Below are 19,428 nucleotides of genomic sequence, written 5' to 3' on the forward strand. Positions count from 1 at the left end.
GATCCCGTAAAATTCCGACAACAGAATGATAAATACCGAAAAATTTTACTGGAGAGAATATGAACGCGGCTGAACACGATACCAGATTTGCGTGGGCAACTTTTTATCAGGCTTTTGCCAGCAAATTACTGACCTGGCGAAATCGTAGAGAGGAGCTAGTCGAAGGTATCCATCGGATTGCCGCTGACGTTGGCGGGATGTCACACCTGCAGGACAAACCTGCTCAGGGCGAACCTCATCCGTTAAAAGACATTTGCCCGTTTACAACGATGGGATTGTTCAATCGCAGCCTTACAGATGCGAATCGCAAAGTGATTGCCGCCAGGCTGGCGGACCTACTGGGTGTGAACGAACCTGTACCCGATTCTTTTGATGGCATCCCTCTGCTCAACAACCAAAAATCCTGGTTTTTTGCTTACGAGAAGACCCGCACCGACAATGACATTGAGTTTCTCTGGGAGATGTTTACCCAGGCAATCAGATTCGCGGATGATCCGGATGTCGACCCTGGCGCTTTTTCTATAGTTTATGATGTCACTTCAAACGTACACAATGTCGGTTGGAACCTGACCATGGGGCTGTACTGGATCCGTCCGTGGTTTTACCCCACCTTAGATAGCCAGTCGCAATATTACATCCAGAAAGTCCTGAACATTAAAATCCTGAAAAATGGTGTGAAAGGCCGCTGCAGCGGGCAAAGCTACCTAAGTCTTATGCAGGCTCTCAAACAGGCTTTTACCCAGCCAAACTTCCCTGTCCATAGTTTTCCAGAACTCTCGCTGACAGCGTGGAATACAGATGTCGCCCAGTCAAAAGATGAGGTGGAAAATCGAACATGGAAAGTTTATCTGCTGAATAAAATTAAGGCCTTATGCCTGCAAAAAGAGAGTCCTTATTTCACTTCTCAGGAACTGAAAGAAAACTACCTGGACGAAATTAAAGCAGATCATCCGAATAACAATACGGTTGAAAATTCAATCTATTATTACCTGCAGATATTGCGTAAGGATGATGAGTTAAGGTTCCTCAATGCCGGTAACTATGAATACCTGAACTTTGATAAAAGCGAAGTACAGAGCGTTACTGAAGAATCGGTCGAAGAGAGTGCGCCACCAGCGAAAAATGCTCATAAACCTTACTTCATCAGCAATCTGCTCGACGAGGGCTGCTTCCTTGATGAAGATAAAATTAAGCTCACCCTCCAACGACTTAAAGACAAGAAAAACCTGATCCTGCAAGGCCCTCCCGGCACGGGTAAAACCTGGCTAGCACGCCGTCTGGCATACTGTTTGATGGGTGAGCAAGCCCCTGAGCGGATCAGCGCGGTTCAGTTCCATCCAAATCTCTCTTATGAAGATTTTATTCGCGGCTGGCGCCCGGGGAAAGAGGGACGGCTGGAACTGATCGATGGGCCATTCGTTAATGCCATCAATAAAGCGCTTAATAACCCTGCTGCAAAATATGTAGTGATTATTGAGGAGATCAATCGCGGTAATCCGGCACAAATTTTCGGCGAAACTCTCACCCTGATGGAAGCCGATAAACGCACTCCGAATGAGGCGCTGGAACTCTCCTATCGCACGGATCCGGATGAGAAAATCTATATTCCCGAGAATTTATATATCATCGGCACCATGAACATTGCCGACCGTTCTCTGGCACTCCTCGACTTAGCCTTGCGTCGCCGTTTTGCGTTTATCGACCTGAAGCCCGTATTTAACGAGGCGTGGAAAAGCTGGGTGAACCAAAAGTTTGCCGTCGAGCTGGACGTCTTAACCTTAATCGAATCACGACTGACGACAGTGAATGAAATGCTGGCGAATGATGTCACTCTGGGACCGCAATTCTGTATCGGACACAGCTATGTTACCCCGGCAACCGGCCAGAAGATTGGCGAAGCCGTAGCCTGGTATGAACAAGTCGTCGAGACGGAGATTTGCCCTTTACTCGCCGAATACTGGTTCGATGCCCCGAAAAAAGTTAACGACGCTAGAAAAGTGTTATTAGCACAATGACTTCCGAGAGCGAGCAACATAAGACGGCACGCATTCCCGTGCGCAATCTCTGGCTACTGATGCTATACGCTTCCGACTTGTTTCGGGAACTTGGGCGACGCAATGTAGCTGTGGAAGATAACCCAGATGAAATCCCCGATCTGGTGGCGAAGATCCTTCTACATGAAATTGCGCTGCGCCGCCGCCGTAATTTAAGCATGGGCTATCAAACCCGGCATGCCTCTCTGAATCGGGTTCGAGGACGCATTGATATTCTGCATACGGCCAGCCATCAGCTATTAGATCGCGGCCGGGTTGCCTGTCAGTTCCAGGAGATGACCCTCGATACGCCACGAAATCGCTACGTTCGCTGTGCGTTAGAACGGCTCACCCCGCTCATCACCAAACCTGCACTGGCCGCAGATTGCCGCTTTGCGGCAATGGCGTTGCGTCGGGAAGGTATAAACGGTGAGTACCCTGACAACCGCGAACTGCCCTCGGTGACGCGCTTTGGTCGCCATGACGCGGCCGATAAACCGATGGTGGATGCCGCGCAGCTGGCCTATCAGTTGCTGTTACCCACCGAGGATCAGGGTCACCACCTTTTACCCTCCCCTTCAAATAACGAGGCCTGGATGAGAAAGTTATTTGAGAAAGGTATCGCGGGCTTTTATCGGGTCCATCTTGAAAAAGACATCTGGCATGTCGCGGCCGGAAAAGAGCTGAAATGGGCATTGAGCGATCAAAGTGCTGGGAGTGCTGATATCTTCCCGACGATGAAGTCAGATATCGTTCTTGAACACAGGGTTAATAAGAAACGCATCATTGTTGATACCAAATTTAATGCGATCCTTACGAAGGGCTGGCACCGAGATACCACGTTGCGCAGTGGCTATATTTATCAGCTGTATACCTATCTGCGCACTCAGGAGAACAATGACGATCCGTTATCCCTTAACGCTTCAGGCATGCTGTTGCACCCTGCCGTTGGGTATATGCTGAATGAATTTATCGTCACGCAAGGACATAAGATTCATTTTGCGACAGTTGATATGGCGGCAGATGCACAATCGATAAAAAACCAATTACTGGATTTGGTTAGTGGTTGCGCGCAGTCATGACATTTACGCCCGGTGGCGCTGCGCTTCCCCGGCCTGTTAAACCGCAGGCCATGCAAGCGAAGCGCCGCCGGGCAGTGCCGTTAGTGCTTCACCATCACATGCCTTACCACGGTGTAATCCTCCAGTCCGTACATCGACATATCCTTGCCGTAGCCGGACAGCTTCTGGCCGCCGTGCGGCATTTCGCTTACCAGCATAAAGTGCGTGTTCACCCAGGTGCAGCCGTATTGCAGGCGGGCGCTCATGCGGTGCGCGCGGCCCACATCTTTGGTCCAGACCGATGAGGCCAGGCCGTACTGTGAGTCATTGGCCCACTCCAGCACCTGCTCTTCGTCGTCGAACAGGCTGACGCTGACCACCGGGCCGAAGACTTCGCGCTGGATGATCTCATCCTCCTGCTTCGCCCCAGCCAGCAGGGTCGGCTGGAAATAGTACCCGCTGCCGCCCGCCACGTTACCGCCGGTGACCACGTGGATGTGCGGCAGGGCTTTTGCGCGGTCCACCGCCTCGCTGACGCGGGCCAGATGAGCGGCAGAGCTGACTGGCCCCAGCTCGGTGGTTTCATCCTCCGGGGCGCCCATTTTCAGGCTGGCCACAGCGACGCCCAGTTTTTCCACCAGCGTGTTATAGACCTCTTTTTGCGCATAGATACGACAGGCCGCGGTGCAGTCCTGTCCGGCATTGTAAAAACCAAAGGTGCGCACGCCCTCCACCACCGCATCGATGTCGGCGTCGTTAAAGACGATGACCGGCGCTTTGCCGCCCAGCTCCATATGGGTGCGCTTAATCGAGGACGCGGTATGGCCCAGAATATGCTCGCCTGTGGCGATGGAACCCGTCAGCGACACCATGCGCACTTTATCGTGGCCGGTCAGCGGGTCGCCGACGGTTTTACCCCGGCCAAACAGGACGTTGATCACCCCGGCCGGGAAGATATCTTTGGCCAGCTCGGCCAGCTTCAGGGCAGTGAGCGGGGTGATCTCTGACGGCTTAAGCACCACGCAGTTCCCCGCCGCCAGCGCCGGACCGAGCTTCCACGCCGCCATCATCAGCGGGTAGTTCCACGGGGCGATGGAGGCCACCACGCCCACCGGATCGCGACGGATCATGGAGGTGTGCCCTTCCATGTACTCCCCGGCGGCGAGGCCGTTCAGGCAGCGGGTGGCCCCCGCAAAGAAGCGGAACACATCGACAATGGCCGGGATTTCATCGTTCAGCACGCAGTGCAGCGGTTTGCCGCAGTTCAGCGACTCCAGTCTGGCGAAGGTGTTGGCGTTCTGTTCGATGACGTCCGCCAGCTTCAGGAGACACTCGGCACGGGCTTTGGGCGTGGTCTGCCCCCACTGCCGGAAGGCGCGATCGGCGGCCTGTACCGCGGCATCCACCTGCTCCGGGCTGGCTTCGGCAATCTCCAGCAGCACCTCGCCGGTGGCCGGGTTATAGACGGGCTGCTTCTCACCTGAACCGGCAATCAGTTCGCCATTGATCAATAAGTTGTGTTGCATAGCCGACTCCATTGTTTTTATGTTCGGGAAATTACAGAGGTTGTCCTGCGTTTAGCCGTTTTGCATGCTCGATCGCGTCGTTTTCTGGCGCATTTGAGCGCCCGAACGGACGGGCCAGCACCATGTACACCAGGCCAGAGATCACCACCACCGCCAGCCCCACCAGTACCGTCCAGCGGTCCATAAAGTCGCTGCTTTCAGCCGGTTGTGCCAGCAGCCAGATCCCACACAAGCCATAGGCCAGCGCCAGGATGTTGACCAGCATTCCCCAGCCGCCCACGCTCCACTCCCCGGCCGGTTTCCAGCCTTTCAGACGCTGACGCAGCGCCGCCAGGACCACCATCTGGAACGAAATGTAGATGCCGATAACCGCAAAGGCGGTGATGCGCGCCAGGTTGTCCGGCTGGAAGTAGACCCACACGCAGATGAGCACCGGCAGCAGGCAGCTGACGATCATTGCGTTATCCGGGACGCTGTTTTTCGACAGCTTCGACATCCAGGCGCTACCCGGTAGCATCTGGTCGCGGGAGAAGGAGAAGATCAGGCGGCTTAACGCGGCCTGCAGGGACAGAATGCACGACAGCATGGCGATCACCGCGATGATGATAAACACCGTGGCGCCGGTCTCGCCGAGAGCTTCGTTAAGGATCGCCGGGATGGGATCGGCGATCTGGCCGTTAACAATATTCATCAGATTTGGCGAGGCCAGCAGGTAGCCGAGGATCGAGATGATCGCCGAGATCGCGCCAAACACGATGCTCAGGATCATCGCCACCGGGATCTTTTTACTCGGGTTTTTGACCTCTTCCGCCACGTTGCCGCAGGCTTCAAAGCCGAAGAACATAAACAGGCCGATCAGCGCCGCCGCCATAAAGGCTGGCTGATAGCTGCCGTCTTTGGCGATAACGCCCATCGAGTCGAAGACCACCGAGAAAGGCTGCGCGCGATGGAACAGCAGCAGGTAGATCCCAAGCGCAATCACGCTGACGATTTCACACCAGAAGCCAATCCTGGCGACCCGGGCGAGGTTTTTGGTGCCCGACATGTTTATCGCCATCATCATCAGGAGCAGGACCACCGAGGTGATCAGCATATTGCCCGCCGAGATGTCAAAGCCGAACAGCGACCCTACGAAGGTCGCGGTGTATTCCGCCACCGAGGTGATGGTCACCACCAGCGCCCACAGGTAGATCCAGGCGGCGATCCACGCATATTTACGCCCCCACAGGCGGCGCGCCCACGGGTATAAACCGCCGGTAATCGGGTACTGCGATGCCACTTCGCCAAACACCAGCGCCACCAGCAGCTGCCCGCAGGCCACGATCGGGATCCACCAGATCGCTGGCGGTCCTGCCAGCGTCACCGCCAGCGCAAACAGGGAGTAGACCGCCGTCAGCGGCGAGAGGTAGGTGAACCCAAGCGAAAAGTTAGAGATAAGGCCGATGGAGCGGTTGAAATGCTGTGTAGTATCACTATGAATTGCTTCACTTTTCTTGCCAGAAGTCTGTTCCATACGTTTATTCTCTGTGTTGAGGTTGAGTCGCAGGTAACACGAATCAAGGTATAGAAGAGCCTCACAACGCCGTACAGCACCCCCGCCACGATTTGTTAAGTTTTGTATGGATATGTCACGTTTTTGTTAAGGAAAACCCGCCTTTTCCGTGAGGGCGATCACCTTGCCTCAGCCCGTTCGCCGCCTGGTGGCGCATTTTCCCGTCATTTCGCCTGTTTTTCTCGCATCCATCACAAAATCCAAACATTCACGCCAGGCCAGGCCCATTTCGCCAGAATGTAGATATTTTTAATTTATGGCTACGAAATGCACAGCCCTGTCTCCTGAATACTTTCTGAGAGGATTGATTCGATGAATGCACTTACCGCCGTACAACAGCCCGACGAGGCGTTAGCCCGCACCATCTCCGGTTTTAGCATCGCGACATCCGTGCAATCTCCGCGTCTGCTGGAACTGACGTTCTCCGCAGAGGTGACGCAGCAGTTCCTGCGGGAGGTAGAGCAGTGGCCCATTCAGGCCCTGGAGTACAAATCGTTTCTGCGTTTTCGGGTGGCGAAGATCCTCGATGACCTGTGCGGCAACCAGCTTCAGCCGCTGCTGCTGAACACCTTGCTCAGCCGTGACCAGGGCGCGATGCTGATTTCTGCCGAGGGGGTGGATAACGTCACCCAGGCCGACGAGATGGTGAAGATCGCCACCGCCGTCGCGCACCTCATCGGCCGCTCCAACTATGACGCCATGAGCGGCCAGTACTACGCCCGCTTTACGGTGAAAAATGTCGATAACTCAGACAGCTACCTGCGCCAGCCCCACCGCGTGCTGGAGCTGCACAACGACGGCACTTTTGTTGATGAAGTGACCGACTACGTGTTGATGATGAAAATCGATGAGCAGAATATGCAGGGCGGCAACTCTCTGCTGCTGCACCTCGACGACTGGGAAGCGCTGGATAAATTCTTTAGTCATCCCCTCGCCCGCCGCCCGCTGCGCTGGACGGCACCGCCGAGCAAAAACGTGGCGGCCGATGTGTTCCACCCGGTGTTTGACGTCGACCAGCAGGGCCGCCCGGTGATGCGCTATATCGACCAGTTCGTCCAGCCGAAAGATTTTGAAGAGGGCGTCTGGCTGAGCGAACTTTCTGACGCGCTGGAGAGCAGCAAAAGCATCGTCTCCATTCCCGTACCGGTGGGTAAATTCCTGCTGATTAACAATATGTTCTGGCTGCATGGCCGGGATCGCTTTACCCCGCACCCGGATCTGCGCCGGGAGTTGATGCGCCAGCGCGGCTATATCAGCTACGCCACCCGCCACTATCAGACCCATCAGTAGGAATTGAGCGGATGTATGATTTCGTGATTATCGGCGGCGGCATTATCGGTATGTCGACCGCCATGCAGCTGATTGAATGCTACCCGGACGCCCGCATCGCGCTGCTGGAGAAGGAGGCTGGCCCCGCCTGCCACCAGACCGGGCACAACAGCGGGGTGATCCATGCCGGGGTTTACTACACCCCCGGCAGCCTGAAGGCGCAGTTCTGCCTGGCGGGCAATCGGGCGACCAAAGCCTTCTGCGATGAGAACAACATCCGCTACGACACCTGCGGCAAGATGCTGGTTGCCACCTCGGCGCTGGAGATGGTGCGGATGCAGGCCCTGTGGGATCGCACCGCCGCCAACGGCATCGAGCGCGAGTGGTTGAGCGGCGCGGAACTGCGCGAGCGCGAGCCTAATATCACCGGGCTGGGCGGGATTTTTGTTCCCTCCAGCGGGATCGTCAGCTATCGCGAGGTGGCGGCGGCAATGGCAAAACGCTTCCAGGCCAAAGGCGGGGAAGTGGTGTATCGCGCCGAAGTCTGCGCCCTGAAGGAACATGCCGACGGCGTGGTGATCCACACCCATGACGGACGCGAGTTTGAAGCCAGCACCTTAATCAGCTGCTCCGGGCTGATGGCCGACCGACTGGTGAAGATGCTCGGCATCGACCCCGGCTTTATCATCTGCCCGTTCCGCGGGGAGTATTTCCGCCTGGCGCCGGAGCACAATCAGATCGTCAACCACCTTATCTACCCGATCCCGGATCCGGCCATGCCGTTTCTGGGCGTGCATCTCACCCGCATGATCGACGGCAGCGTCACGGTGGGGCCAAACGCGGTGCTGGCCTTTAAGCGCGAGGGCTACCGCAAGGGCGATTTCTCCTTATCCGATATGCTGGAAATTATGGGCTCGTCCGGGATTCGCCGGGTGCTGCAGAACAATTTGCGATCGGGCTTGGGCGAGATGAAAAACTCGCTGTGCAAAAGCGGCTATTTGAAACAGGTGCAAAAGTATTGCCCGAGCCTGACGGTGAAGGATCTGCATCCCTGGCCTGCAGGTGTGAGGGCGCAAGCAGTTTCGCCAGACGGTAAGCTGATCGACGATTTTTTATTTGTCACCACGCCGCGCACCATCCATACCTGTAATGCCCCCTCACCGGCTGCGACCTCGGCAATCCCGATTGGCGCGCATATTGTGAGCAAGGTTCAGACCTTGATTGCCAGTCAGCACAACCCCGGGCGGTCATTGCAGAGCCCTGGTGTGGAGACATTACATGCCGCGTTTACCCGTTAATCATTCTGAGACAGGAAGCCATCATGCAACTCAACGATCCCAGCTTATTCCGCCAGCAGGCTTATATAGATGGTGAGTGGTGCGACGCCCACAGCGGTGACACCCTCGCCGTGACCAACCCGGCGAACGGCCAGACCCTGGGCAGCGTGCCAAAAATGGGCACCGACGAGACCCGCGAAGCGATTGAGGCCGCGAACCGCGCCCTGCCCGCCTGGCGAGCGCTCACGGCCAAAGAGCGCGCCACCATTCTGCGCCGCTGGTTCGACTTGATGATGGCTAACCAGGACGATCTGGCCCGGCTGATGACCCTTGAGCAGGGCAAACCGCTGGCGGAAGCCAAAGGCGAGATCAGCTATGCCGCCTCCTTTATAGAGTGGTTCGCCGAAGAGGGGAAACGGGTCTACGGCGACACCATTCCGGGCCATCAGGCAGATAAGCGTTTGATTGTGATTAAGCAGCCGATCGGCGTGACGGCGGCCATCACCCCGTGGAACTTCCCGGCGGCGATGATCACCCGCAAGGCCGGGCCAGCCCTGGCGGCAGGCTGCACCATGGTGCTCAAACCCGCCAGCCAGACGCCCTACTCCGCGCTGGCGCTGGCGGAACTGGCGAGCCGGGCCGGGATCCCCGCCGGGGTGTTTAACGTCGTCACCGGTTCGGCGTCCGATATCGGCAACGAACTGACCAGTAACCCGCTGGTGCGCAAGCTCTCCTTTACCGGCTCGACTGAGATTGGCCGCCAGCTGATGGCCCAGTGCGCGAAAGACATCAAAAAAGTGTCGCTGGAGCTGGGGGGCAACGCGCCCTTTATCGTCTTTGACGATGCCGACCTTGATAAAGCCGTGGAAGGGGCGCTGGCCTCGAAGTTCCGCAACGCCGGGCAGACCTGCGTCTGCGCCAACCGTCTGTACGTGCAGGACGGCGTTTACGACCGTTTTGCCGAAAAACTCCAGCAGACGGTGGATAAGATGCAGATCGGCGACGGCCTGACCCAGGGCGTGACCATCGGGCCGCTGATCGACAGCAAGGCGGTTGATAAAGTGGAAGAACACATTGCCGACGCCGTGGCGAAAGGCGCCCGCGTGGTGACCGGCGGGTCCCTGCATAAATTAGGCGGCAACTTCTTCCAGCCGACTATTCTGGTAGATGTACCCGGTGATGCGAAAGTGGCAAAAGAGGAGACGTTTGGCCCGCTGGCACCGCTGTTCCGTTTCAACGATGAAGCCGACGTTATCGCCATGGCCAACGATACCGAGTTTGGCCTCGCGGCCTATTTCTATGCCCGCGACCTGAGCCGCGTGTTCCGCGTGGGCGAGGCGCTGGAGTACGGCATCGTCGGGATCAACACCGGCATTATTTCTAATGAAGTGGCCCCGTTCGGCGGCATTAAAGCCTCTGGCCTGGGTCGGGAAGGTTCTAAATACGGTATCGAAGATTACTTAGAAATCAAATATATGTGCATCGGCCTTTAATTCAGGAGCATCCAATGAGCACCAACAAAGAGTTAATGCAGCGTCGTAGCAATGCCGTACCCCGTGGTGTAGGGCAAATCCACCCTATCTTTGCCGCCCGCGCCGAGAACTGCCGGGTGTGGGATGTCGAAGGCCGTGAATATCTTGATTTCGCCGGGGGAATTGCGGTGCTGAACACCGGGCATCTCCACCCTGACGTGGTGAGCGCCGTGGAAGAGCAGCTGAAAAAGCTGTCGCACACCTGCTTCCAGGTGCTGGCCTATGAACCCTATCTGGAGCTTTGCGAAACTCTGAACCAGAAAGTGCCGGGGGATTTCCCGAAAAAGACCCTGCTGGTGACCACCGGCTCCGAAGCCGTCGAGAACGCGGTGAAGATTGCCCGCGCGGCGACGAAGCGCAACGGCACCATCGCCTTTACCGGGGCCTATCATGGCCGCACCCACTACACCCTCTCCCTGACCGGGAAAGTGAACCCTTACTCAGCAGGCATGGGGCTGATGCCGGGCCACGTCTATCGCGCGTTGTATCCGTGCGCCCTGCACGGCATCAGCGATGACGACGCCATCGCCAGCATCCATCGCATCTTCAAGAACGATGCCGCGCCGGAAGATATCGCCGCTATCGTGATTGAACCTGTCCAGGGTGAAGGCGGGTTCTACGCCACCTCCCCGGCCTTTATGCAGCGCCTGCGCGACCTGTGCGACGAGCACGGCATCATGCTGATCGCCGATGAAGTGCAGAGCGGCGCGGGCCGCACCGGCACCTTCTTCGCCATGGAGCAGATGGGCGTGGCGGCGGATATCACCACCTTCGCTAAATCCATTGCTGGCGGCTTCCCGCTGGCGGGCGTCACCGGACGTGCCGAAGTGATGGATGCCATCGCCCCGGGCGGGCTGGGCGGCACGTACGCCGGTAGCCCTATCGCCTGTGCCGCCGCGCTGGCGGTGATGAAGGTGTTCGAGCAGGAAGATCTGCTGGGCAAAGCCAATAAACTGGGCAATACCCTGCGCGAAGGCCTGCTGGCTATCGCTGAAAAACATCCTGAGATCGGCGACGTTCGCGGCCTGGGGGCGATGATCGCCATCGAACTGTTTGAAGCGGGCGACCACCATAAGCCGGACGCCGCCCTGACGGCGCAGATTGTGGCGCGTGCGCGGGATAAAGGGCTGATCCTGCTCTCCTGCGGCCCGTATCACAACGTGCTGCGCATCCTGGTGCCGCTCACCGTTGAGGAAGAACAGCTCCGGCAGGGGCTGGCGATTATCGCCGCATGTTTTGACGAGGCGAAGCAGGAATAATCTTTACGCCCGGTGCAAGCCGGGCCGTATTCAAGGAGCACGACCATGACCATTATTTCCCAGGCGACGGCCATCGACGGCTACCGCTGGCTGAAGAACGATATTATCCGCGGCGTGTATCACCCGGATGAGAAGCTGCGGATGAGCCTGCTGACCTCCCGGTATGAGCTGGGCGTCGGCCCGCTGCGCGAAGCGCTGTCGCAGCTGGTTGCCGAGGGGCTGGTCACGGTCATTAACCAGAAAGGCTACCGGGTGGCCCCGATGTCCGAACAGGAGCTGCTCGACATCTTTGATGCCCGCGCCAATATGGAGGCGATGCTGGTCCGCCTCGCCATCGAACGCGGCGGTGAAGAGTGGGAAGCCGACCTCCTCGCCCGGATGCATCTGCTGAACAAGCTGGAATCCCGCGACGCCAGCGAGATGATGCTGGACGAGTGGGACCAGCGCCATCAGGCATTTCATACGGCGATTGTGGCCGGGTGTGGGTCGCGGTATTTGTTGCAGATGCGGGAACGATTGTTCGATCTGGCGGCGCGGTATCGGTATGTGTGGTTGAGAAAGACGGTGCTGTCGGTGGCGATGTTAGAGGAGAAGCATGGAGAGCACCAGCGGCTGCTGGATGCCGTGCTGGCGCGGGATGCGGATAAGGCGGGGGAGCTGATGTATCAGCATTTATTGACGCCGATTCCGATTATAAGGGGGGCGATGGGGGTGGGCCTGGCGACCTGAAGAGGAAAATACACCTTAAAACAGGCACTATTCATTTAGTGCCTGTTTTAAGGTGCAATGTCTGCATATTTATTACGAAACCTTGAATATCCCTGATTGCAGTTAAGCCATATAAATTAATTAAAAAAATTATTATGTATTTAACGTTATTAATATTTTAAAAGCGCTCTAAACGCGCTTATTACGTTTTATATTAATCTGGACTTATTTTTATCTACTGGGTAGATTTACAGGTGTTATTTAACGCAATACGGGCATGCGCCAACATGCCCGTATCGCTCATCACAATCACTATTGAAAGAGAATAGTAACCATGACTAATGTCGATTGTATTGCAGAATCACTGCAACCAGAAGTATTTGAATCTACCGACCGCGTATTTACCGTGAGTTATGCGACGCGGTTTGGAGATTACACTCGCATTCCTGCGTTCATCATGAAAGGCCTGTGGCTCAATGAAGCCGGGTTCAGCACCGGAACGAAAGTGGATGTGAAGGTGATGAAGGGCTGCATGATCCTGACATCCCGACAGTGAAGTGGTCAACTAAAACTGGCCACCACGTTAGAGTTTTTCCAGTATCGGCTTTCCGATTCGTTTGGGGGTAAGCCACCGTTATATTCATGCGGCCTGAGCGTGCTGTAATATCCAACGATATAGTCCGTTATTGCGTGAGCTGCATCGCTGAAGTTTATGTAACCCGTCACCGGTACCCACTCATTCTTCAGGCTCCGGAAGAAGCGTTCCATTGGGCTATTATCCCAGCAGTTTCCACGCCGGCTCATACTCTGCTTGATCCGATATCGCCACAGCAACTGCCGATACTGCCTGCTCGTATAATGACTGCCCTGATCGCTGTGGAACATCACTCCGGCTGGCTTGCCGCGCGTTTCCCATGCCATTTCCAGCGCTTTCATGGTGAGTCTGCTGTCTGGTGAGAACGACATTGCCCAGCCCACTGGTTTCCTTGCGAACAGGTCGAGAACAACGGCAAGGTACGCCCAGCGCTTACCTGTCCAGAGTAGAGTAAGAGGCAGGGCGTAGTCGGACTATTTCCCTGCCTCTCCTCCCCGAACCGGACGTGCACCTTTCAGCGCATCCGGCTCTCCATTTAAATGCTGGCGAACGCCATTGCCACTTCTGTAAAGCGCGATGTATACGTGTTTCTGGTCTCCGTCCTCAGATAGGGATTACCTTCGGGTAGCCGCCAGCGGAACAGCTTCTTGCCTTGCCCCACCAACCGGTACAGTATTTCGCCGCTGAGCTTGCCGTGATTGGTTTTACCAAATAAAACCCACGTTTTGCTCTGACCCGGTTTCGGTGATTTACACCACCACCTCATCAGGGAAGCGATACCTGTACGGTATTTGCGGGCCAGCCAGTGAGCCAGCTTCCAGAACACGACACGGTCGATATAACTGAAGACTTTGGCCTTAAAATCAACGAACTGATAGAACATGGCCCAGCCTTTCAGTTTTCGGTTGAGTTGTTCAGCCATATCGACTTTGCTTTCACTGTAGTTGCCTGATAACAGTGCTGTCAGCGATGCGGCGAAGTTTCTGGCTTTCTCCTGCGGGATCGTTGAGACCACTCGCATCTCGCCATAACGACTGCGTTTGCGAATGATCCTGTGCCCCAGAAAGATAAAGCCGTCATTAACATGGGTGATTTTAGTCTTATCCATGTTCAGCCTGAGTTTCAGACTGCCTTCGAGCACACCCCGACACTCCTCCCTGATGGCTTCCGCCTGTGCTTTGGTGCCTTTGACGATGAGGACAAAATCATCGGCATAGCGGCAGTACGCCACCGCGGGTTTCCACTGCCAGTTTTCTCTGACCGCCGTACTTCGGCCCCGTTGGATACTGTTATTCCAGTACCACCGATCTTTTCTGGCTTTCCCGCTCAGGTAGCGCTCATGCAGGTATTGATCGAACTCATTCAGCATGATGTTCGATAATAGCGGCGATATAACACCGCCCTGTGGTACACCTTCACTGGCCGCCCGAAAGAGACCGACATCGATATGTCCCGCCTTGATGGTTTTCCACAGCAGAGTCATGAAACGTGCGTCACTGATCCTGCGGCGTACAGCCTTCATCAGCAGTCGATGATGTACGGTGTCGAAGTAACTGGACAGGTCGCCTTCAATCACCCAGCGTCCCCGGGTTTCACCACAGTCTGTGAGCTGTAATTTCACCGTGCGGATCGCGTGGTGGACACTGCGCTCAGGCCGGAAGCCATATGAGAGCGTATGAAAATCACTCTCCCATATCGGCTCCATCGCCATCAGCATGGCCCGCTGAACAATACGATCCCGCAACGCGGGGATACCCAGTGGTCGCAGTTTGCCGTTGCTTTTAGGGATGTAAACCCGTCTGGCGGGCAAGGGCTGGTAGTGGCCTGAGAGTAATTCATCCCTGAGGATTTGCAGCTCAACAGCCAGTCTGGCCTGTAGCATTGTTTTGTTCACGCCATCAACGCCGGGGGTATGGGCCCCCTTTGATGAAAGCGTGATCCGCGCCGCTTCAGCCAGCCATTCTGGTTGTGTTATCAGACGCAGCAGCCGTTGAATCCGTAGGGACGGATCGGTGGCTGCCCATGTGGCAAGCTTGCGTTGCATTTCGCTGATTATCAAAGGTCTTCACCTCGTTAGGTCAGTTAATTCACGTCGCAAACACATTCAAACTGCTTCCCTTCGCCATGTAATGGGCTTTCCCCATCGCGGACTACTACGGAAGCTCCGCCAGCCAGCGCGTCATCGGAGCCATGCCCCCTTAACATCCGTCGCTGACCTTCCCCGGTTTACCTGCCTGGACTCAGGCATACTGAGGAGGCTGCCCGTCGCACTCTTTATCCTTGCTTGCCGCAAGTTGGCAGAAGTCAGCAACGCAAGCGTGATAGACGCTGCTGCCCCGGTGTTTCGCATACATGTCAAAACACCTTCGACCGGCAGTGCTTACGTATCACTGCCAGTTCCTCCTGCACGGCCTGTCAGATCACGTAGGCCGTGGTGACGTTTTCAACCCACAGAGGCGGATTAACGGGTTCATGTTCTTCAGCCTTTCAGTACTTAACCTTGAGGATCATCTCGGCTTAGTGATCTCGCCTCAATCCCCGTTGTCAGCGGGTTACATCACCCTGCGGGCATGCCGCAGGTCACTGCCGCTCAGGTTCTCCACCGTCACACCCGGTGGGATTGTTGGGTTTCTCATCGTGAGTTACCGGTTCAATATTCCAGACAGACTCGCGGTTCATTTAAGCATCCATGCCCGCCCTGAACTCCGGGCACACTATAGGTCACATCACCGCACCACACCTGGTTTGGCTCTGTTACGGCGAACTGTCGCTCAAGATGATTTGGGATAGCAACGTGCTCATGACCGCCACGTTTATAGCGGTGAGTGGGTTGCTGGCAACTGACCAGTCCCAGTTCTTTCATGAGCCTGCCAGCAAGCCAGCGCCCCATCTGATAGCCTCTCTGGGTCGCCATGGTGGCGATGCTCCTGGCCCCGGCCGAACCGTGGCTGATGCTATGCAACTCAAGCACCTGGCTTCGTAATACTGTTCGTCTGCCGTCTGGTTTTTCAGGACGGTTTTTCCAGTATTTGTAGCTGCTACGATGAACCCCGAACACATGGCAGAGAGTGGCTACAGGATAACGCGCCCTGAGTTTCCCGATTATCGAGAACTGTTCAGGGAGTCTGACATCAAGAGCGCGGTAGCCTTTTTTAATATTTCATTTTCCATTTCAATACGTTGTAGTTTTTTCCTGAGCTCACGGATTTCAATTTGTTCCGGGGTAATGGGGGAGGCTTTTGGTGTTTTTCCCTGTCGCTCATCACGCAACTGCTTCACCCATCGCGTCATTGTGGAAAGGCCGACATCCATAGCGCTGGCTGCGTCTGCAACGGTGTAGTTCTGGTCAAGTACCAGTTGAGCGGATTCGCGTTTGAATTCAGGACTGAAATTTCTTCTTTTCATTGGAGCACCTGTGTTGTTCTGAGGTGAGCATATCACCTCTGTTCAGGTGGCCAAATTCAGTAAACCACTTCACGCTACGGCAGAACAGGCCCAGGGAATTTAACTGGAGATGGAATTTTAAACTTTCTACAAGATGAAGATGCGAGGGTTTACTATAGAGCAGAGCTGTACCGAATGGGCGCAAGAGCATTTCGAATAGATGATGCTGACCCGACGAAAACGAGGCAGTTCTTTGAAGATCTTTGGAACAAGGGTGAACCAGCGATTCGCACATCGGAAATGAAAGAAACAACCCGACGCAGAGGCCGCACAATTGATGAGTACGACGTAACAGGAAATAACTGTACCACTCACTCTGTTGAAGGGATTAAGTTTGCTGGTTCAACGGTATTCGAACACAACTACACATCGACTACGACGCAAATTTCTATCGAATCCGAAGAAGATTTCACAATTCCTGTCTCATTGCAGCGTTATCTTGGATCGAAAAGTTCTGACTTCTCATCAATGACAGTTGTTGAAATGACAGGCGAGTTTAAAAAAATGTATCCCAACAAGGACTATTTACCGCGATACCAAGAGTCGCCAAAGGGAAAAGTTCAGCACATTGCAGCCGAAGCAGCTGCTACTGGCGATTCATTATCACAGTATTCCAGCGGTACTTTTGGCGGTGTATTAGGTGGATCTTATGAAGTTGACGAATAGGACTAAAACCATTCTCCGATGGGGAGGAATTTGCATTGTCAGCCTGGGTTACTTTCTCGGACTGTTTGTAGCCTCGCAAGCATTCGCGGTTTTCTCTGAAAATCAGACTCTTATCTCAAACCCTGTTCCATTAAAAGAGTATTACCAAGCTGTTGATTCGCTTGCTCAGGCTACAAACGGTGTTTTTGATGCGGCAATTTACGGTTTCGTAATCGGTGTCCCTCTGATCTTACTCATCTTCAAGAAAGTGAGATGACCGTTAAAGGCTGGAGAGATTCAGCCTTTTCCCTCATTTTATAAAATAGAAGTCATAAAGCCCCGTTAGTAATACAGCAACAAGCGGAGCGTAGCGACTTCATCCGACTGTCAGAGCAATCACACCTTATCAGGATAACCGTGTAACCTTGCGAGAGCGTGGCTGAAACGCTGATAGAGTCTACATGTCGTTTGTAGTTACGTTACTGTTTACGTAGCTCGTAAGGCCGCACATCGGGCGTGAATGCGTGTGATCAATCTGTTCTGGTATAGGATTTAGAGTCTGCGGCACGTCTTTCGGCTTCAAAGGGAATAACGATACAAGGTTGAACCTGATAACTACTTGCCACTGCGTGCTAACATACCAAAGCCATTAACAAACACAGTGGCTTTTGTACGTGATGAAGAATTGATATTTTCTACTGGTCAATGAGACGAGTTTTACACACCAACTCATTGATTTAAAAGAAAATAAAGTACTGAATGCCGAAGGCCGGACTCGAACCGGCACGTATTTCTACGGTTGATTTTGAATCAACTGCGTCTACCGATTTCGCCACTTCGGCACTGAAGGGGATGCGGAAACGTTGTGGATTATACCTGTCGCACGCCGCCATGCAAGCGGCGACGTGCAGTTCCGCAGCTAAGTGTCCAAAAAACCAGCGTAACCCAACCGCCGTTACAGATCCGACACCGCATAACGTATCAGCCCGGCGGCGTTCGGCTCTGGCAGGGCCAGCACGTTGTTCCACAGATCCTGCACCAGATCGCAGCTCTGCTTCTCTTTGCCCTTCCCTTTTTGCGGCATCTGCAGCAGCTCGATATCGTCGCCGTACTTCCCGGTCAGCTTCTGGATAATCGGCACCACATCGGTTTCAGCCTGCTGAATCTCCTGCGGGGTCACGGTATGTTTGTCCGGCCCAACGGCGGCACGCATCATGTCGACATCGGCCTGCATGCGGCGCTGCATCAGATCTTTATCCAGCAGACGCATCGGGTTGACGCCGCCCTTCACCTCCGGGTAGAGGAAGCGGTAGCAGTTGTCATCGCTCACCTTCTGCATGGCGGCGGTCTGCTCCATGTTGATCTTCATATACTCGACCACGTTGGCGTCCGGGGCGTTTTGCAGGCGCGCCATCTGCAAGTGCAAAATCTTCGGCTGCACGGTGTCGATAATCTGCTGCTCGTTTTTGCCCGCTTTTTGCAGGGCCAGCATTTCATCCTGCACCTTTTTGCGGAACTCGGGTTCCTGCTCTTTAATCACCTGCCACACCGGCATGCTGCTGAGCGCGGTGTCGAGCTGTTGTTCGGTGTTGGGCGCTTTGTCGCGGTAAATCCAGCCTGCCGCCACCATACCCAGCACCACGGCAATGGCGATACGTAAACCCTTTTTCATCGTTCCCTGTCCTTATGTCATGTTAACCGGCACCCCGCTATGAAAGCGGAACTCGCTGTCCGGGGATAAGATCAGCTCCGCCTCTACCTCGCCAAACAGCTTCACGCGCGGGGTGATGTCGTCATCGCTGACCTGCTGCGCCAGGCGCAGATAGTCCTGATAATGCCGCGCCTCAGAGCGCAGCAGCGACAGGTAAAACTTCTGCAACTCCTCGTCGAGGAACGGCGCCAGCGCGGCGAAGCGTTCGCAGGAGCGTGCTTCGATATAGGCTCCGCAAATCAGCTTGTCGATCAGCGTCAGCGGCTCGTGGGTGCGCACGGCTTTGAGCATCCCTTTGGCGTAGCGGCTGGCGGTGATTTTGACGTAGGGAATGTTACGCATCAGCATCGCCTCCCGCACCTGCCAGAAATGGTGCAGCTCCTCTTTAATCAGCAGCACCATGCTGTCGATCAACGCCTGGCCCCAGGGGTCGTCGGTCTTCGGCATCACGCTTTTGCCAATCTGCTTATGCAGGGCGACAAAATCCGGTTCCGGGCCTTCGCGGAAGGTAAAGGCTTCGTAGGGCTTGAGCCACTCCAGCAGCGCGTCGGCACCGCTCTCGTCGGCAACGTATTTACGCACCAATAATAGCGCGGTCTGGGCGGCTTTGAGTTCGCACACCATATGGTCGGTGAGCAGCAGCGGCAGGTTAGCCGGGTCGCGGGCTTTATCAATCCATGCTTGCGGGGTCGGGCACTGGAGGAAGTTGAGAACAGGGGCAAGTATCTGCGGGTAATCCATTTTTAACCTTTTGGATGCGGCAGCTTCCGCTGCCGCAAATACACGTCGCTCTTTACGCTGCTTCTTCGTTGGCTG

General features: G+C 55.2%; 15 protein-coding genes, 1 tRNA gene and 2 pseudogenes. 10 read left to right on the forward strand and 8 right to left on the reverse strand.

The window, feature by feature from the left end:
- The first annotated feature begins 59 nt into the window (after positions 1 to 59).
- The gene (locus C3F35_RS09115) at positions 60 to 2,015 is read left to right on the forward strand and encodes an AAA family ATPase (RefSeq protein WP_103792643.1); all 1,956 of its coding nucleotides are present in this window, start codon (positions 60 to 62) and stop codon (positions 2,013 to 2,015) included.
- Positions 2,012 to 3,115 carry a 5-methylcytosine-specific restriction endonuclease system specificity protein McrC gene (gene mcrC / locus C3F35_RS09120; RefSeq protein ID WP_103792642.1) on the forward strand — a complete coding sequence of 368 codons (1,104 nt, stop codon included), beginning with the start codon at positions 2,012 to 2,014 and terminating at the stop codon, positions 3,113 to 3,115. Before C3F35_RS09115 ends, mcrC begins: the two co-directional genes overlap by 4 nt.
- Before the next feature lie 80 nt (positions 3,116 to 3,195).
- On the opposite strand, the gene patD is transcribed toward mcrC, so the two are convergent.
- The gene (gene patD, locus C3F35_RS09125) at positions 3,196 to 4,620 is read right to left on the reverse strand and encodes an aminobutyraldehyde dehydrogenase (RefSeq protein WP_103792641.1); all 1,425 of its coding nucleotides are present in this window, start codon (positions 4,618 to 4,620) and stop codon (positions 3,196 to 3,198) included.
- Positions 4,621 to 4,651: 31 nt separating this feature from the next.
- Entirely contained in the window at positions 4,652 to 6,133 is a 1,482-nt protein-coding gene (locus tag C3F35_RS09130) for an APC family permease (RefSeq protein WP_103792640.1), read from the reverse strand.
- 351 nt (positions 6,134 to 6,484) lie between these two features.
- On the opposite strand from C3F35_RS09130, the gene glaH reads away from it, so the two are divergent.
- The 6 genes from glaH (at position 6,485) to C3F35_RS09160 (ending at position 12,773) form a co-directional block, all read left to right on the forward strand.
- The gene (gene glaH / locus C3F35_RS09135; protein WP_032616300.1) at positions 6,485 to 7,462 is read left to right on the forward strand and encodes a glutarate dioxygenase GlaH; all 978 of its coding nucleotides are present in this window, start codon (positions 6,485 to 6,487) and stop codon (positions 7,460 to 7,462) included.
- Positions 7,463 to 7,473: 11 nt separating this feature from the next.
- A complete protein-coding gene (gene lhgO / locus C3F35_RS09140; protein ID WP_103792639.1) occupies positions 7,474 to 8,739 on the forward strand; it encodes an L-2-hydroxyglutarate oxidase in 1,266 nt (421 codons plus the stop codon).
- A 23-nt stretch (positions 8,740 to 8,762) separates the two neighbouring features.
- Positions 8,763 to 10,211 carry an NADP-dependent succinate-semialdehyde dehydrogenase gene (gabD, locus tag C3F35_RS09145; RefSeq protein WP_103792638.1) on the forward strand — a complete coding sequence of 483 codons (1,449 nt, stop codon included), beginning with the start codon at positions 8,763 to 8,765 and terminating at the stop codon, positions 10,209 to 10,211.
- 14 nt (positions 10,212 to 10,225) lie between these two features.
- Positions 10,226 to 11,509 (forward strand): 4-aminobutyrate--2-oxoglutarate transaminase, encoded by a 1,284-nt coding sequence (gabT, locus tag C3F35_RS09150; protein WP_103792637.1) that lies wholly within the window; start codon positions 10,226 to 10,228, stop codon positions 11,507 to 11,509.
- A 45-nt stretch (positions 11,510 to 11,554) separates the two neighbouring features.
- The gene (gene csiR, locus C3F35_RS09155) at positions 11,555 to 12,238 is read left to right on the forward strand and encodes a DNA-binding transcriptional regulator CsiR (RefSeq protein ID WP_103792636.1); all 684 of its coding nucleotides are present in this window, start codon (positions 11,555 to 11,557) and stop codon (positions 12,236 to 12,238) included.
- Positions 12,239 to 12,551: 313 nt separating this feature from the next.
- A complete protein-coding gene (locus tag C3F35_RS09160) occupies positions 12,552 to 12,773 on the forward strand; it encodes a SymE family type I addiction module toxin (RefSeq protein WP_103792635.1) in 222 nt (73 codons plus the stop codon).
- Between the two features lie 5 nt (positions 12,774 to 12,778).
- Here C3F35_RS09160 and C3F35_RS09165 read toward each other — a convergent pair.
- The 3 genes and pseudogenes from C3F35_RS09165 to C3F35_RS09180 all read right to left on the reverse strand — a co-directional run.
- Positions 12,779 to 13,267: pseudogene (locus tag C3F35_RS09165) on the reverse strand (IS3 family transposase); the annotation flags it as partial.
- Between the two features lie 80 nt (positions 13,268 to 13,347).
- Complete coding sequence (gene ltrA / locus C3F35_RS09170) at positions 13,348 to 14,856, reverse strand: group II intron reverse transcriptase/maturase (RefSeq protein ID WP_001189111.1); 1,509 nt, start codon at positions 14,854 to 14,856, stop codon at positions 13,348 to 13,350.
- A 672-nt stretch (positions 14,857 to 15,528) separates the two neighbouring features.
- A pseudogene (locus C3F35_RS09180) lies at positions 15,529 to 16,217 on the reverse strand (IS3 family transposase); the annotation flags it as partial.
- A gap of 174 nt (positions 16,218 to 16,391) precedes the next feature.
- Here C3F35_RS09180 and C3F35_RS09190 point away from each other — a divergent pair.
- Both C3F35_RS09190 and C3F35_RS09195 read left to right on the forward strand, forming a co-directional pair.
- The gene (locus C3F35_RS09190; RefSeq protein WP_225321533.1) at positions 16,392 to 16,922 is read left to right on the forward strand and encodes a hypothetical protein; all 531 of its coding nucleotides are present in this window, start codon (positions 16,392 to 16,394) and stop codon (positions 16,920 to 16,922) included.
- Positions 16,906 to 17,178: a hypothetical protein gene (locus C3F35_RS09195; protein WP_077226571.1), complete on the forward strand. Its 273-nt coding sequence runs from the start codon at positions 16,906 to 16,908 to the stop codon at positions 17,176 to 17,178. The genes C3F35_RS09190 and C3F35_RS09195 overlap by 17 nt, the downstream gene beginning before the upstream one ends.
- Before the next feature lie 483 nt (positions 17,179 to 17,661).
- On the opposite strand, the gene C3F35_RS09200 is transcribed toward C3F35_RS09195, so the two are convergent.
- The 3 genes from C3F35_RS09200 to miaE all read right to left on the reverse strand — a co-directional run bounded on the left by C3F35_RS09200 (position 17,662) and on the right by miaE (position 19,353).
- A tRNA-Leu gene (locus tag C3F35_RS09200) sits at positions 17,662 to 17,743 on the reverse strand.
- Between the two features lie 113 nt (positions 17,744 to 17,856).
- Positions 17,857 to 18,531, reverse strand: coding sequence for a topoisomerase II (locus C3F35_RS09205; protein ID WP_371320496.1), 675 nt, complete (start codon positions 18,529 to 18,531; stop codon positions 17,857 to 17,859).
- Between the two features lie 54 nt (positions 18,532 to 18,585).
- Positions 18,586 to 19,353 (reverse strand): tRNA isopentenyl-2-thiomethyl-A-37 hydroxylase MiaE, encoded by a 768-nt coding sequence (miaE, locus tag C3F35_RS09210; RefSeq protein ID WP_103793150.1) that lies wholly within the window; start codon positions 19,351 to 19,353, stop codon positions 18,586 to 18,588.
- Between the last annotated feature and the right edge of the window lie 75 nt (positions 19,354 to 19,428).

This window comes from Leclercia sp. LSNIH3 (assembly GCF_002935105.1).
Taxonomy (GTDB): Bacteria; Pseudomonadota; Gammaproteobacteria; order Enterobacterales; family Enterobacteriaceae; genus Enterobacter; species Enterobacter adecarboxylatus.

Coding starts and splice junctions, on each gene's coding strand:
- C3F35_RS09115 (WP_103792643.1), top strand. CDS start 60: ATGAACGCGGCTGAACACGATACCAGATTTGCGTGGGCAACTTTTTAT.
- mcrC (WP_103792642.1), top strand. CDS start 2,012: ATGACTTCCGAGAGCGAGCAACATAAGACGGCACGCATTCCCGTGCGC.
- patD (WP_103792641.1), bottom strand. CDS start 4,620: ATGCAACACAACTTATTGATCAATGGCGAACTGATTGCCGGTTCAGGT.
- C3F35_RS09130 (WP_103792640.1), bottom strand. CDS start 6,133: ATGGAACAGACTTCTGGCAAGAAAAGTGAAGCAATTCATAGTGATACT.
- glaH (WP_032616300.1), top strand. CDS start 6,485: ATGAATGCACTTACCGCCGTACAACAGCCCGACGAGGCGTTAGCCCGC.
- lhgO (WP_103792639.1), top strand. CDS start 7,474: ATGTATGATTTCGTGATTATCGGCGGCGGCATTATCGGTATGTCGACC.
- gabD (WP_103792638.1), top strand. CDS start 8,763: ATGCAACTCAACGATCCCAGCTTATTCCGCCAGCAGGCTTATATAGAT.
- gabT (WP_103792637.1), top strand. CDS start 10,226: ATGAGCACCAACAAAGAGTTAATGCAGCGTCGTAGCAATGCCGTACCC.
- csiR (WP_103792636.1), top strand. CDS start 11,555: ATGACCATTATTTCCCAGGCGACGGCCATCGACGGCTACCGCTGGCTG.
- C3F35_RS09160 (WP_103792635.1), top strand. CDS start 12,552: ATGACTAATGTCGATTGTATTGCAGAATCACTGCAACCAGAAGTATTT.
- ltrA (WP_001189111.1), bottom strand. CDS start 14,856: ATGCAACGCAAGCTTGCCACATGGGCAGCCACCGATCCGTCCCTACGG.
- C3F35_RS09190 (WP_225321533.1), top strand. CDS start 16,392: ATGGGCGCAAGAGCATTTCGAATAGATGATGCTGACCCGACGAAAACG.
- C3F35_RS09195 (WP_077226571.1), top strand. CDS start 16,906: ATGAAGTTGACGAATAGGACTAAAACCATTCTCCGATGGGGAGGAATT.
- C3F35_RS09205 (WP_371320496.1), bottom strand. CDS start 18,531: ATGGTGGCGGCAGGCTGGATTTACCGCGACAAAGCGCCCAACACCGAA.
- miaE (WP_103793150.1), bottom strand. CDS start 19,353: ATGGATTACCCGCAGATACTTGCCCCTGTTCTCAACTTCCTCCAGTGC.